This is a genomic window from Lelliottia sp. WB101, from assembly GCF_003051885.1.
Classification (GTDB): domain Bacteria; phylum Pseudomonadota; class Gammaproteobacteria; order Enterobacterales; family Enterobacteriaceae; genus Enterobacter; species Enterobacter nimipressuralis.
The window spans coordinates 1,920,852-1,935,794 of record NZ_CP028520.1 but is presented as its reverse complement, the minus strand read 5'-3'; the positions used below and the strand labels follow the sequence as shown (position 1 = coordinate 1,935,794).

6 protein-coding genes, 2 tRNA genes and 1 pseudogene are annotated in these 14,943 nt (G+C 56.1%); 3 read left to right on the top strand and 6 right to left on the bottom strand.

Annotated elements, in window-relative coordinates; translation table 11 throughout:
• The first annotated feature begins 48 nt into the window (after window positions 1-48).
• Both DAI21_RS09240 and DAI21_RS09235 read left to right on the top strand, forming a co-directional pair.
• Window positions 49-125, top strand: a tRNA-Met gene (locus tag DAI21_RS09240).
• 43 nt (window positions 126-168) lie between these two features.
• Window positions 169-245, top strand: a tRNA-Met gene (locus DAI21_RS09235).
• An 89-nt stretch (window positions 246-334) separates the two neighbouring features.
• On the opposite strand, the gene amiC is transcribed toward DAI21_RS09235, so the two are convergent.
• The gene (gene amiC, locus DAI21_RS09230; protein ID WP_107702922.1) at window positions 335-1,588 is read right to left on the bottom strand and encodes an N-acetylmuramoyl-L-alanine amidase AmiC; all 1,254 of its coding nucleotides are present in this window, start codon (window positions 1,586-1,588) and stop codon (window positions 335-337) included.
• A gap of 228 nt (window positions 1,589-1,816) precedes the next feature.
• Between amiC and argA the strand changes: the two genes are divergently transcribed.
• Entirely contained in the window at window positions 1,817-3,148 is a 1,332-nt protein-coding gene (argA, locus tag DAI21_RS09225; protein ID WP_100779095.1) for an amino-acid N-acetyltransferase, read from the top strand.
• A gap of 50 nt (window positions 3,149-3,198) precedes the next feature.
• On the opposite strand, the gene recD is transcribed toward argA, so the two are convergent.
• The 5 genes and pseudogenes from recD to recC form a co-directional block, all read right to left on the bottom strand.
• Window positions 3,199-5,019 (bottom strand): exodeoxyribonuclease V subunit alpha, encoded by a 1,821-nt coding sequence (gene recD, locus DAI21_RS09220; protein ID WP_107702921.1) that lies wholly within the window; start codon window positions 5,017-5,019, stop codon window positions 3,199-3,201.
• Complete coding sequence (recB, locus tag DAI21_RS09215) at window positions 5,016-8,561, bottom strand: exodeoxyribonuclease V subunit beta (RefSeq protein WP_107702920.1); 3,546 nt, start codon at window positions 8,559-8,561, stop codon at window positions 5,016-5,018. Before recB ends, recD begins: the two co-directional genes overlap by 4 nt.
• Window positions 8,558-11,440 carry a pitrilysin gene (ptrA, locus tag DAI21_RS09210; RefSeq protein ID WP_107702919.1) on the bottom strand — a complete coding sequence of 961 codons (2,883 nt, stop codon included), beginning with the start codon at window positions 11,438-11,440 and terminating at the stop codon, window positions 8,558-8,560. The genes recB and ptrA overlap by 4 nt, the downstream gene beginning before the upstream one ends.
• 140 nt (window positions 11,441-11,580) lie before the next feature.
• Window positions 11,581-11,781 carry a hypothetical protein gene (locus DAI21_RS23215; protein WP_234419523.1) on the bottom strand — a complete coding sequence of 67 codons (201 nt, stop codon included), beginning with the start codon at window positions 11,779-11,781 and terminating at the stop codon, window positions 11,581-11,583.
• Window positions 11,782-11,810: 29 nt separating this feature from the next.
• Window positions 11,811-14,905, bottom strand: a pseudogene (recC, locus tag DAI21_RS09205) (exodeoxyribonuclease V subunit gamma).
• Between the last annotated feature and the right edge of the window lie 38 nt (window positions 14,906-14,943).

Sequence of the window (14,943 nt, the reverse complement as noted above, 5' to 3'; positions counted from 1 at the left end):
TTTGATGCAGTAAATTTCTACGATGTTTTTGCTCAGTAGAAAGACGGACGCGGGGTGGAGCAGCCTGGTAGCTCGTCGGGCTCATAACCCGAAGGTCGTCGGTTCAAATCCGGCCCCCGCAACCAATCAAGTTTTAAGCAGTAGTACGTAAAATAGAAGAAAGACGGACGCGGGGTGGAGCAGCCCGGTAGCTCGTCGGGCTCATAACCCGAAGGTCGTCAGTTCAAATCTGGCCCCCGCAACCAACTCTTCGAAAAACAATAGACACCCTCAAGGGTGTTTTTTTGTATCTGCCGTTTGTGGATTTGCCGGGCGTGAACCCGGCTCATAACATCTATCCTCTTCTGGCCAGCGTCGCGCCATCCGAGAAATACGCCTTAATCCCCGCCAGAATCGACTCTGCCACTTCCTGCTGGAATTTCGCGGTCTTGAGCTTACGCTCCTCTTCGACGTTACTGATAAACGCCGTTTCGACCAGAATCGACGGGATATCCGGCGCCTTCAGCACCGCAAAGCCCGCCTGCTCAACGCTGTTTTTATGCAGCTTGTTCACATTCCCGAGTTTACTCAGCACCGCTTTACCAAATTTCAGGCTGTCGGTGATGGTGAGCGACTGCACCATGTCGAACATCGTGTGATCGACATAGCGATCGCCACTCTTGCTCACCCCACCAATAAGGTCAGAGGCGTTCTGGGAATCCGCCAGCAGTCGCGCCGCGGTACTGGTCGCCCCTTTGGTCGACAGGGCAAAGACCGACGAACCGCTCGGCTGTCTGCTGGTAAAGGCATCGGCGTGAATAGAAACAAACAGGTCAGCGCGCTGTTTCTGCGCTTTCGCCACGCGCACTTTCAGCGGAATGAACACATCTTCATTACGCGTCATGTACGCCCGCATGTTGCCCTCTTTATCGATCAACGCCTTCAGACGGCGGCCAATCTGCAACACCACGTCTTTTTCACGCGTTCGATATTTCCCGACCGCTCCGGAGTCTTCTCCGCCGTGGCCCGGATCGAGCATGATCACAATCGGGCGATCGCGCCCCGCTTTACCCGGCTGCGGGCCACTCTGCGCAGGAGGAACCTGCCTCTCAAGATCGCCTTTGTTGTAATCTTCCAGCAAGGCGAGGAGTGGATCCTGAATGTCCGTCGCATTAGCCGGATAGAGATCCATCACCAGACGCTCCTTAAAACCGGCCACCGGTGCCAGGGCAAACAGCTGCGGTTTAACGTTCTGCTTCAGCTCGAACACCATGCGCACGGTTTGCGGATCAAACTGGCCGACGCGGGCAGATTTAATGTAAGGATCATCGCCACGGATCTGCGCTCCCATGCCTTTCAGCACCGAGTTCAGATTCACGCCCTCGATATCCACCACCACACGCTCAGGATTGCTCAATGCAAACTGTTTGTATTTCAGTACCTGATTAGACTCTACCGTCACGCGCGTATAGGTCGAAGACGGCCAGACACGCACCGCCACCACCTGACTGATGGCGGCGAATGCAACCTGGCTGACGCTCAGCAACCACATCGCCCCGGCCCCTTGTAACAAGCGGCGGCGGCTTATTGTTGATTTGGATCCCGACATGCTTCTCCCGAGCAAGAAAACGAATTTATCTACAAAACGTCCAAATTGACCGAAAACTTTAGCGAATGATGCATAACCTGTCATCTATAAAAGGGTAAACAATCATGCAGTAAGGCACGCATCACTTAATTTTTTCTCTGGTTTGCACTGAATTTAGGGTTGCGCGCGCGGCAATAATCGAATAAAAATACAGAAAATACGAATAAACATTCACTGAGGGGTTGTGCCGTGGTAAAGGAACGTAGAACCGAACTGGTCCAGGGATTCCGCCATTCTGTTCCCTACATCAATACCCATCGGGGAAAAACGTTTGTCATCATGCTGGGTGGCGAAGCCATTGAGCATGAGAACTTTTCCAGTATTGTCAATGACATCGGCCTGCTGCACAGCCTCGGCATTCGCCTGGTGGTCGTCTACGGCGCGCGTCCCCAGATCGACGCCAATCTGGCGGCCCACCACCACGAGCCGATTTATCACAAGCACACCCGCGTGACTGACGCCAAAACCCTGGAGCTGGTTAAGCAAGCAGCCGGGCTTTTGCAGCTCGATATCACTGCGCGTCTGTCGATGAGCCTCAACAATACGCCGCTTCAGGGCGCGCATATCAACGTGGTCAGCGGCAATTTTATTATTTCCCAGCCGTTGGGCGTGGATGATGGCGTGGATTATTGCCACAGCGGGCGTATCCGTCGTATCGACGAAGAGGCGATTCATCGCCAGCTCGATAACGGCGCGATTGTGCTGATGGGACCAGTTGCCGTCTCCGTGACGGGCGAAAGTTTTAACCTCACCTCCGAAGAGGTGGCAACGCAACTGGCGATCAAACTCAAAGCCGAGAAAATGATCGGTTTCTGCTCCTCGCAGGGCGTGTTTAACGAACAAGGGGATATCGTCTCGGAGCTTTTCCCGAACGAAGCCCAGGCGCGCGTCGAAGCGCTGGAAGCAGAAGGCGATTACCACTCCGGCACCGTGCGTTTCCTGCGCGGGGCGGTCAAAGCCTGTCGCAGCGGCGTGCGTCGCAGCCACCTGATCAGTTATCAGGAAGACGGTGCCCTGTTGCAGGAACTGTTCTCGCGCGACGGTATTGGTACGCAGATTGTGATGGAGAGTGCGGAACAGATTCGTCGCGCCACGATCAACGATATTGGCGGGATTCTGGAGCTTATTCGGCCGCTGGAGCAGCAAGGGATTCTGGTCCGTCGCTCCCGCGAGCAACTGGAGATGGAGATCGACAAGTTCACCATCATCCAGCGCGACAACCTGACTATCGCCTGCGCGGCGCTCTATCCCTTCCCGGAAGAGAAAATCGGTGAGATGGCCTGCGTGGCAGTGCATCCAGATTACCGCAGTTCCTCGCGCGGCGAAGTGCTGCTTGAGCGGGTCGCCGCCCAGGCACGTCAGATCGGCCTGAATAAATTATTTGTCCTGACCACCCGCAGCATTCACTGGTTCCAGGAACGCGGCTTTACACCGGTCGATATTGATTTGCTGCCGGAGAGTAAAAAAGAGATGTACAACTATCAGCGACGTTCGAAAGTGCTGATGGCGGACTTGAGTTAACCCTACAGGCCATGCGCTTCCCTCTCCCGAACAGAGAGGGAGCCAAACAATCAGGCAGATTCAAACACCGCGCTTAACCCGCTTCGCCGCTCGGTACGCGTCGTCACGGCTTGCGCCAGCACACGCTCGTCGGCATACAGCGACAGCCTTTTCCGCGCGCGGGTGATGGCGGTATACACCAGCTCGCGCGTCACTACCGGCGACATTTGCGCGGGCAGAATCAGCACCGCGTGATCAAATTCCGAACCCTGCGATTTGTGCACCGTCATCGCCCACGCCGTTTCGTGTTCCGGCAGACGGCTTGGCTGCACTGATTTCACTGTACCATCCGGCATCTGGAACCAGACGCGCAACCCCTGGCCGCGATCGAGCGCAATGCCGATATCACCGTTAAACAGCCCAAGAGCGCTGTCGTTACGGGAGATCATCACCGGGCGCCCCTCATACCAGCGGGAATGCGGCTGGCGGAAGATTTTCCGCTTCTGCGCTAACGCCAGCTCCAGCCGTTCATTCAGCCCGGTGACGCCAAACGGCCCTTCGCGCAGCGCGCACAAAAGCTGATACTCACCGAAGGCCGCAATCACAGCTTCGGGTGCATCTTGCTGCTGCACGCTCAGAAGGAAACGCTGATAACCCTGCAATGCATCCTCGAGCATGGCGAGATACTCTTCGCCCGTCTGGAGTGGCTTTTTCTCAATGTCGTCAAATGTGCCGTTAAATACCGTTCTGATGGCCGCACGATCGCCGCGGTTAACGGCGGCGGCGAGCTGGCCGATACCGGAATCGCTGCCAAAACGGTAGCTTTTTTGCAACAGGCACAGGCTGTCGCGCAAGGCGCCCGCCCGTTCTTCTGTGTGCCCTTCTATCGGGCAGCCGGTCAGGTGCGACAGCTCCTGCGCGCGCGTGAGGGTATAGCCTGCGCTGGCATAATTGCAGATATCCCCCAGCACGGCTCCCGCCTCAACCGAGGCCAGCTGATCGCGATCGCCCAGGAAAATCACACGAGCGTGCGGCGGTAGCGCGTCGATCAGGCGCGACATCATCGTCAAGTCGATCATCGAAGCTTCGTCGACCACCAGCACATCCAGGTGCAGCGGATTCCCTGCATGATAGCGCAGACGCTGGCTGCCCGGCTGGGCGCCAAGCAGGCGGTGCAAAGTGCTGGCCTCATTCGGGAACAGCTTGCGCTGGGCATCATTCAGCGGCAGTTTTTGCAGCGTGCTGCCCAGTGATTCCGTCAATCTTGCCGCCGCTTTGCCCGTGGGAGCAGCCAGCCGGATACGGCATTTCTGCTCGCCCGCCATCTGAATCAGCGCCGCCAGCAGTTTTGCCACGGTGGTGGTTTTCCCCGTCCCTGGCCCGCCAGAAATCACCGAAATGCGCCGCGTCAGGGCTACCGCCGCCGCCACTTTTTGCCAGTTCATCGTTTCTGAGTCACCGAACAGGTCATTCAGGGTTTGAATCAATGCCCTATCGTCATAGGGCAGCGGCTGATTAGAATCATTAAAGAAATGCGCAATCGCCAGCTCGTTACGCCACATGCGATTGAGATAGAGCCGGTCATGACAAAGAATTAAGGGCGTCGGGATATCACCGTGACTGACGGCGTCAGAGCGCAGTAGCACGTCTTGCCAGTCCGTCGTTTCGCCGAGGAGCGCGAAACAGGCCTGCAGCGGAGCGGGCATTTTCTCATCCGGTACCAGGCGTGACAGGGGCAAGCACACATGGCCTTCACCGGCATCTTTGCTGAGGATCGCGGCGGCCAGCATGACCGCAGCATCGTTATAAGCCACCATCATGGCAAACTGCGCGTCCAGAGGGCGCAGCGCACGCTGCTCTACCGCCTCAAGTAACCGATCTTTCATAGTCATTGGGCCACCTCTTCCGTGCTCGCGGCAAACAGTCTGTCCATTTTATCAACCAACAACGGATCCGGGCGCGTGGTAAATATCCCCGACTGCGGATCCCGGGCGTCAACGCCACGTAAAAACAGATAAATCACACCGCCGAAATGGTCTTCATAGTTGTAATCCGCGATGCGGTGGCGCAGGTAGCGGTGCAGCGCCAGGGTATAGAGTTGATACTGCAAATCATAGCGGTGCGACTGCATTGCGGCGGCCATTGCCTGGCGGGTATAGGCCTCGCTGTTTTCGCCCAGCCAGTTGGATTTGTAATCCAACAGGTAGTAGCGCCCCTCATGGCGGAACACCAAATCGATAAAGCCTTTCAGCATCCCGCTCACCTGGCGGAAATTGAGCGCCGGGCTGTTCTTCGACAACGGATCGTGCTCGCGAATAATCGCATCCAGTGCGTTCGCTGTCAGCGGCCCGGCAATCGGGAGATAGAACTCCATCTCAACCTGTTTTTCTTTTGCCGTGAGTTGGCTTAGGGAGATCCCCGAATCATTAAGCGGCGCCTCTAAAATCGCCGTGATCCACGCGGTAAGTACCGGCTGCCACTGAGCGTCGTACCCGCCTTTTTGCAGCATCTCCAGCACCCACTCCGGCGACACCGGCTGCGTAAAATCGAGCGTTTCAAACAGGCTATGTAAAAACGTGCCTGGCGACGCACCGCGCGGGAACTGATGCGGTGTAAGCTCGGGTTCTGCCGCAACCTCACCCACGCCCGACGCATCTACGTCGAGTTTAGGCATCAGATCCTGCGCAATGTTTTGTCCGTGCTGCTGGAGACCGGAATAGCTGGTGACTCGCCAGTCGTCCATCAGCGCACGCGTAATCTGCCGCGCGCCTAAATCGGGCACCGATGGCTCTGGCATCTGCCAGCGGGAAAGATCGGGCTGACCGGGGATCTGCAGGGCAATATTTTCATCACATAACGCGTCGAGACACTGGCGCAGCCCGGCGGCATCTTTGGGCTCACCTTTTTGAATCAGCCTCCCGAGCGCACTTTGATGGAAATCGCTCTCCCCCGCCTTCTCGCCGCGACGGCGGAACAGCGGCGCAATGCCCAGGCTGCAATGCCAGACGGAGCGCGTCAGGGCGACATACAGCAGGCGTAAATCTTCCGCCAGACGCTCCGCCTCGGCAAGCTCAATACTAGAATCGGCTTTGCTGAGATCGAGCACCGGCTCAAACGACACGCGATCGTGATAGAACGCCTGATCCTGCGCACGATAGTTGGCGATAAACGGCAGACAAACCAGCGGATATTCCAGCCCTTTTGATTTGTGGATCGTCACGATTTTTACCAGATGTTTGTCGCTTTCGAGACGCATCTGCTGACTGGCCGCATTGCTGTTAGGATCGGCGATATGCTGCGACAGCCAACGCACCAGCGCATGTTCGCTCTCAAGCTGCGATCCCGCTTCCTGTAAAAGCTCGCTGATGTGCAAAATGTCGGTCAGGCGGCGTTCACCGCCTGCGGTCGCCAGCATATTTTCAGCGACATGACGCTGAGCCATCAGTTCGCGCAGCATCGCCATGACGCCGCGTTTTTGCCAGCGCTCACGATAATGCGCAAACTCCTCAACCACCGCATCCCATGCGCTTTCGTCGTTATTCAGCGCATCAATATCACGCGCGTTAAGACCGAGCATTGAGCTTGCCAGTGCACTGCGCAACGTACTCTCCCGCTCAGGCGTCAGCACGGCCTGCAACAGCCATAGCATCTCCTGCGCTTCGAGCGTTTCAAACACGCTGTCGCGATTAGAGAGGTAAACAGAAGGGATCGCGAGCAGCGTGAGGGCATCGCGCACCAGCGACGCCTCCTGACGACTGCGCACCAGCACGGTAATGTCCGAGGCGCTGACCGCTTTAGCGGTGTTACCTTTCCACAGTAGCGCTTCGCCCTGCGCACCGGCGCTGAGCCAGTCGCGGATCTGCGCCGCGCACTGCTGCGCCATCACGTTCTGATAATCACTGACGCCACAGCCTTCGCCGTCCATCAGCCAAAAGTTCATCGCAGGCTGAACGTCGCCACGGAGCTCAAAGCGCAGTGCGCTGTTTTTCTCAGCCGACTTAACGGGCGAAAACGGAATTTCCTTGAACATGAAAGCCGCATCCATACGCTCAAAAAGCGTATTTACGCTCGCCACCATTCCCGGCGCGGAACGCCAGTTGGTGTCCAGCGTATAGTGCGCTTCGACCTCTCCGCGGGCTTTCATGTAGGTGAAGATATCCGCGCCGCGAAAGGCGTAGATGGCCTGTTTAGGATCACCAATCAGTAACAGTGCCGTTTCGGGCTGTCTGCGCCAGATACGGCGAAATATACGGTATTGTTGCGGGTCGGTATCCTGGAATTCATCGATCATTGCTACCGGGAAGCGGGCGCGGATCGCCGCTGCCAGCGCGTCGCCATTTTCACTGCCGAGTGCCGCATCCAGACGGCTTAGCATATCGTCGAAACCCAGCTCGCCACGACGACGTTTTTCACGCGCAACGGTTTCGCGGATCTCGGCCATCGCACGGGTGATCATCAGATCGTTAAGGGTCAGCGGCTGCGCCAGCAGCGTTTCTATCGCGACAAATAACGGATGTTCAGGGACGATACCGTCAGCTTTGGTGCGCTCCACCAGGAAGCTCTGAGAAAATTTCTCCAGCGCATCGGGCAGCTGATAGCTGCGCGTCTCCTCCTGCGCCCAGGCGCTGATTTTTTCGATCCATTTCGCCTGATTGCCACGGTTAAATTTGCGGCGGTCAATGCCGGAATTTTCAAGAATAGCGTCAATATCGGCAACCGACTCGCACCATTTTTGCTTCAGGGCGGCTATCAGCGAAATAATTTTCTCGTGCCGTGCAGCCAGCGTTTCATCCGCAGGCGGCGGGGATTTTATCGCCGGTGCTTCGCCTTGCAGGTAGCGTTCGATAGCGCGTAAAAGTTCTTCCGGCCCTTTCCATAAGGCATGCACCGCTTCGGCGATATCACGCGGGAGCGGATAGCAATGGCGGCGCCAGAAGTCCGCGCACGCCCGGTGGCGCAGTTCCGATTCATCCTCAATGAGTTGCTGTTCAAAGAGCATGCCCGATTCAAACGCATTCAGGCTCAGCATGCGCTGACAAAAACCGTGAATGGTAAAGACGGCGGCTTCGTCCATTTGACGCTCGGCCAGAAGCAGCCATTGAGCGGCCTGCTGTTTGTCAGCGATCTCTTCAAGGAGGCGAGCGTAAAGTGGGTTGTCTGTGGTCTGGCGCAGGCAGGCGATGCGCAGTTCGTGTATGTTCGCACGAATACGTCCCCGCAGCTCAGCGGTCGCCGCTTCGGTGAAGGTCACCACCAGCAATTGTTCCACGCTGAGCGGGCGCCCAAACGCAGCATTGCCGCCCAGTCCTAACAGAAGGCGCAGGTAGAGGGCAGCAATGGTGAAGGTTTTTCCCGTTCCCGCTGAGGCTTCAATCAATCGTTCGCCCTGTAGCGGCAAACGTAAGGGATCAAGGGACTCAGCGGTATCGGTCATTCTTTCTTACTCCAGGGCATCGATTTCTGCAGTGCGCTGACGCTCTCCCAGACTTTCCAGCCCTGCGGATTCACATAATCCACTTTCCCGTTCTGGCTGCCGGAAACCTGAGACAAGCATGCCATGCCTTGCGGCTTCACCACCGCCTGGTGGAAGAAGTCAGCAACCTTTTGAGGCGTCAGCAGTTTTATCTCGGCCACTACTTTATCACGTGAATCAAAGGTCATATTACCCTGATCGAAATCTTTGCTGAGCTGAGACGCTTCTTCGCCCAAGGTTTGCGGAGCCTGCTGCACCTGCGCGATCACGGCCTGCTGAATTTGAGCAAACTCTTCCGGCGTCATTTTGCGCAGTTTCTCTTCAGCCTGTGGGAAAAAGGCCTGATACCGCTGCCAAAGATAAGCGGGCTGTTTATCGCTGCTCTGCAACAAGAAGCCCAGTCCCCACTGGCGACCCACATTCATCGAGAATGCAAACACCGCATAGCCAAGCTGCTCTTCAGTACGCAACTGATTGTAGAACCACGGCTGGATGATCTGCCCCAGCACCGCGCTGTAGGCGGAGCTGGCATACTCATCGTAGCCGGTCGGCACAAATACTGCGGCCAGCGCAGAGTCCGTGCTGCTCCCCGCCTTTTCAAAGATCACATTCTGCTGTTTTTCTACCAGCACATTCTGGTTACGGCACCACTCATTGCCGTTGGCACCCAGCTGTTTGCGAACATTCTGCGCGAGAGTTTTAGCCTGATCTTCGCTCATGTTGCCGACAACCAGAAACTCGGGGCGCGAATGGGTTTTCAGGGCCGTCCGGTAATCCATCACCTCTTTCAGGGTGATTGACGGCAGCAACGCGCGGCGCGTTTCACGCTGGAAGTACGGAATTTGCGACAGCATCTGCACAGGCATAATCGCCTGGTCAAAGGCTTTGCCTTTTTCCGCCGAATCCATCATCTGCGCATACCAGGATTTGGCCTGCTCCAGCTGCTCTTCGGTCGCCGTGTAGCTGAAATACCCCTCCAGCAGCGCCTGGAAAAGCTGCGGTAAACGCTGGGTGTAACCGTTAGCATTGACCATTAGCCCGTTGTTGGCGTTGGTGGAGAAACTGATCCCACCGACAGCCGCCTGATTGCTGAGCTGATCCAGGGCGATCCCCGCCAGATAGTCATTGAGCGCAAACATCACCTGGTTTTTGGCGCTGTCCATGGCCTGCGGATTGCGCAGCACCACGCTGACATCGGCTTTCGGCTCACTGGCAAAATAGCGGCTTGGGGTGTAAACCACACGTAACGTCGGTTCGTTAACGATCAGTTCCGGATGCGGGTATTCCTTTGCAGGCTTGATGAGCGTGAAATCGTCAGGAATGTACGGATTGAGTTCAGGCAATTTCAACGCAATCTGGCCGGACTCTTTCTGCCAGTCAGCGAAGGTTTGCGCGCTGATTTTATTCACCTGATACGGCGCATCGACAAAGTACGCAGTTTTGTTGTGCGGCTCTTTCGGGCTGATATACCAGATGCGGGCGTTCTGCGGGGTCATCATCGCCAGACGCGCTTTGATGGCATCAGCGTCATAACGATCGGCAATGTTCACCGCATCCAGCGTATTTTCCACCGGAACGCGAATCATGGTGTCAGCCAGCCATTCAACATAGTCCATATCGCGGGTGATCGACGGGTAGCGGAAATCGAGATCCAGCACGTGGGCCAGTTCGTCAAAGTAACTTTTATCCACACCGTTATCGCGCAGCAACGACAGATAGCTGAAGATCGCCGCAACCACTTGATCGCGGTGCGCAAGGCCTTTGTCGGTCAGGGTTGCCGAGATCGCGAGAACACCGCTGTTGCCGTTGACGACAGGATCGGAATCAGCGCGGATCCCCTCTACCAGCCCCTGCTTCTGCAGCCAGTCAGAGAGCGTGCCCGGGCTGCGATTACCGATCAGATAGGTGAGGAGCTCATCCGTTTTGCTGCGAAACTGTGCGGTATTGTTATCAATACGGAACTCGACACGCAGCACTTTACGCGGCATTGCAGGCACATAGTGAATGATGATCCCTTTTTGCTCATCCGTGACCACTGGCGTGGTGATCTCCGGCTTTTCAATATTTTTATTCGGCACACGACCATAGGTTTGTGCCGCAAGACGCGCCAGCTCCGGCAGCGGTTTGTTGCTGTAGACCACCGCTTTCATCAGATTGGCGGAATAGTATTTATCACGAAAGGCGTGTAAGGCATCGAGAACCGGGCTGCCGGGTTTATCGCTCAGGGTTTCCAGGTTACCCCCTGAAAAACGCGAGCCTGGGTGCGCCGGGTTAATTGTTTCGGCACTGACCTGCGCCATGCGCATACCGTCTCGCGTGCGCGCCATGGTCAGTTCGGCATTGACGGCGTTACGCTCGCGATCGGCATACTTTTTATCCAGTAAAGGCGACGCGATAGCATCGGCGAGACGGTCAACCGCCCCTTCCAGCGCATCGTTTTCGACTTCAAGATAGAACGCAGTGCGATAAGGTGCCGTGCTGGCATTGTGGCTGCCACCGTGCATTTTGAGGAATTCAGAGAGGCTATCCGGCTGCGGATATTTTTTAGACCCCATCAGCGTCATGTGTTCAAGGTAATGGGCAAGACCTGGATGCGAATCGGGGTCTTCCAGCGAGCCGACGGGTACGACCAGCGCAGAGAGCGATTTAATCGCCTGCGGATCGGAGACCAGCAGCACGGTCATCCCGTTATCAAGACGAATAGCCTGATACTGGCGGATGTCTTTTTCGCTCTTATGGATTTTTTCCTGAACGGGCTGCCAACCGGTATCTGCCTGAGTGAGGGGTGCCCAGAGGGCGACAAACAAAACAAACGCTTTTAACAAGGTGCTGCCTGGCATTCACTACCTCTTCATCACGGCTACATCATTAACAATTTGCGTGCTGGGCACGCCAGCATCTTTTTATGTTGGTACATCAGTCCGTGACAAGATGGGCATAATAAATGAACGCTTTCTCCTGCGCAATTTTTATACAATCATCAGGACTGATTATATTTAAACAAAGGTAACAGATAGCGTTGAGCCTCTTGTGTAATGGCGTCGAAATACTCCGGCTCAAGGGTTCTCCATAACCGCTGATACCAGACATCATCACCCTCTCCGCACACCATCATATTTCCTTCATACGCCTGTAAAAACTTGCTGCGCGCTTTTTGCAGCGAGGCGTCATCCGTTAACATGGCATCATTCTGCGCGTCGTAACAGGCTTTTATCCACGCCCCCCACTTTCTGGCAGCAACAGCAGCGGCTTATTCATCCCCTGGCGATAGCCCTCGATATAGGGTTCGAGACAGGCCAGAGCCTGATCGGACGCCATTGGTGGGAAGCGCCATTCGCCGTCTTTACGGACGAATAAACGGCTTTCACCTTCGTTACCGCCCGCACAGTAGACAAGATGTTCGAGCCAGAGTTGCAAACCTTGTGACACACTGAGCATGGCAGGACGCCAGCGCAGTAGCCCGTCCGGCTGCACCTGCTGTAGCCAGCCCGTGAGCTGAATACCGTTGCAGGTCAGATCGATTTCAAGGCTTTTTCCCGGCTGACGGAATTCAATGACGCGGTCGGCCAGAGCCTGCATCTCCTGACACTGCATATCCCAGGCGATCTCCCCGAAGGCGCCATACGGGAGCTGGCCTGCGGCCCGATAGCGACGAAACAGCGTTTGTGCATTTTCCTCTTCAACCAGCGCATTAAGCAGCTGTTGATTCAGCTGATAGCGGCTTAATCCATTGAGGGTGAAAGGTTCTGCATCAGGGATCTCGCTCTCTTCGGAGCGGAAATTCACCTGCAACCGCTGCTGGAAAAACGCGCGTACCGGGTGCGCCCAAAACCGTTGCAACTGCTCAAAAGTGAGCGTCTCAAGCAAACGAGGCTCAAGCTCCTGAATGAAATCCGTATGGGCTTGCCCCTCTTTCCTCGCAGCGGGCAGCCATTCGCGGGCATAGCTTTGCTGTTCGTTATCGACGTAGTTAGCCGGATCGAACGGCATGCGGGTGTGGAGACAGGTGATGTGAGCTTTTACCCGCTGTTCGCTTTCGTCGCAATTAAGCGCCTCATCACCCGGTAGATAGTGGCTTTGCCCAATGTAATCGACCAGTTCCTGCACCAGTACTGACGGGAAGCGCTCGCTGTTATCCTGAATGGAATGCCCGATATAGCTGATATAGAGCTTTTGCTGGGCCGAAATCAACGCCTCGAGGAAGAGGTAACGGTCATCGTCACGTCGGCTACGGTCACCACGCTTCGGCTGCTGGCTCATCAGATCAAAGCCCAGCGGCGCCAAAGCACGCGGATAGATACCATCGTTCATTCCGAGCAGGCAAACGACTTTGAACGGAATCGAACGCATTGGCATCAGCGTACAAATATTGACGGGACCAGCAAGGAAGCGCTGGCTAATACGTTCCTGATCCAGGCGCTGCGTCAGTTCATCGCGTAGCAAGGAGAGCGGAATAGCCTCGCCATAATGAGATGAAATACCTTCGTCGATAATGGCCTGCCACTGCTGTTCGATAAGCGCCATCGCCGCTTCGGTGTCCGTGTCGGGCAGGAAGAAATCATTCAACATTTCCCGGCACAGTGGCTGCCATTCATCCAGAGTGCGGGACTGCATCAGTTCGCGCCGCCAGCGATTAAGCTGCATTAACAGTGAAGCCAGATGGCCGACCAGTTCGGCAATCAGCCCTGAGGATTCATCGTAAGGCAGGACCTCATTCCACTCCCCCTGATGGCTCTCCATTGCATAGCCCAGCAGCATACGCGTCAGGCCGAACTGCCAGGTGTGTTGCCCCGTCGGCGGGAGCTCGAACTCCTGGACGTTATCATCGTCAATCCCCCAGCGAACGCCCGATTCATTGACCCACTGGCGCAGATAGCGCAGCCCCTCTTCGTCGATGTCGAAGCGAGCGGCCAGCACCGGAACATCCAGCAGCGCCAGTACGTCTTCCGAAATAAAGCGGCTATCGGGCAGAGCAAGCAGGCTGATAAACGCCTGCAAAGCCGGATGCGACTGGCGCGCCCGGCGGTCGGAAACGGCATAAGGCAGATATCGCTCGCCGGTGGCGCTACCAAACACCGCCTGAATAAACGGGCTGTAGCTGTCGATATCCGCGACCATGACCACAATATCGCGCGGCGTCAGTTCAGGATCGTCCTGCAACATCGCCAGCAGCTTGTCATGAAGCACTTCAACTTCGCGCTGCGGGCTGTGGCACACATGTACGGTAACGCTGCGATCCTCTGGATCCAGTTTTCGCTTCTTATCGCTGCGGGCAAACTCTTCGGCGGTGATCCCCGCGATGGCGCGGTTCTCCAGATCGAGAATATCCAGTTGCACGTTATGCAGCAGGCTGTCAGGAGTGATCTCCGCAAAGGCATCCACATCGCCTTCTCCGGACGAGGTGATATCGGACAGCATGTGAATGTAGTCACGCCCCAGTTTTCCCCAGGAGGCCAGCAGCGGATTCGGTAAGTTTTGAATGCCTTCTTCATCAAAGAGCTGCGCGGCATTGTCGCTGTCTTTGAAGAGCGGGATCGCGCGCTCTTCAAAGATCCGCCGCCGTTGGCGAGCAACAAGACGAGCGAGCCATTTAGGGTCCTGAATATCCCCCAGTAATGGCGACACGGGTTGGTGAACAGAATGTGGATATCGACATGCTTACCCAGGGCTTTTAACGCGCTCAGGTAAACAGGTGGCAGAGCGGAAATCCCGCATATAAAGACGCGCGACGGTAACCCGGCAGGCGGTTCAGAGGCCTTTTCGAGGGTTGAGATAAACCGCTCGTATAGGTTGGCACGGTGCCACTGTGGCTGGCCCAGTTTTTCGGTGTGTTCCACCAGCGCTTTCCACAGCGGGGCCTGCCAGATTTGCGCCTCAGGCAGGCCGTCAATCAGCTCACCCTTTTCCCAGGACGTCAGCCATTCCGGGCGATAGACCAGATACTGGTCATACAGATCCGCCGTCCGCGAGGCCAGCTGGAACAGTTTACGTTTGTCGGTATCATCGCTCAGATAGTGGCGCAGCATGGCGAACGCATCGCTCGCCAGCATATCCGGCAGCAGCGACATTAGCTTCCAGCTCATGCTTTGCTTATTGAATTCGCTTTTTTTGGGGATGTCAGGCAGAACGCGGACAAACATCTCCCAGATAAAACTCGCCGGAAGCGGGAACTCGATATTTGCCGCAATACCGAATTTTTGCGCCAGGGACATTTGCAGCCACTGAGCCATACCGGTGCTTTGCACCAGCACCATTTCTGGCTCAAAGGGATCGGCAGAATGCTCGCGCTCGACGATAAACTCCATTAATGCTTCCAGCACATCCAGACGATTTGAGTGGTAGA

Coding starts and splice junctions, on each gene's coding strand:
- recD (WP_107702921.1), bottom strand. CDS start 5,019: ATGACTATGAAAGATCGGTTACTTGAGGCGGTAGAGCAGCGTGCGCTG.
- DAI21_RS23215 (WP_234419523.1), bottom strand. CDS start 11,781: ATGTTAACGGATGACGCCTCGCTGCAAAAAGCGCGCAGCAAGTTTTTA.
- recB (WP_107702920.1), bottom strand. CDS start 8,561: ATGACCGATACCGCTGAGTCCCTTGATCCCTTACGTTTGCCGCTACAG.
- ptrA (WP_107702919.1), bottom strand. CDS start 11,440: ATGCCAGGCAGCACCTTGTTAAAAGCGTTTGTTTTGTTTGTCGCCCTC.
- amiC (WP_107702922.1), bottom strand. CDS start 1,588: ATGTCGGGATCCAAATCAACAATAAGCCGCCGCCGCTTGTTACAAGGG.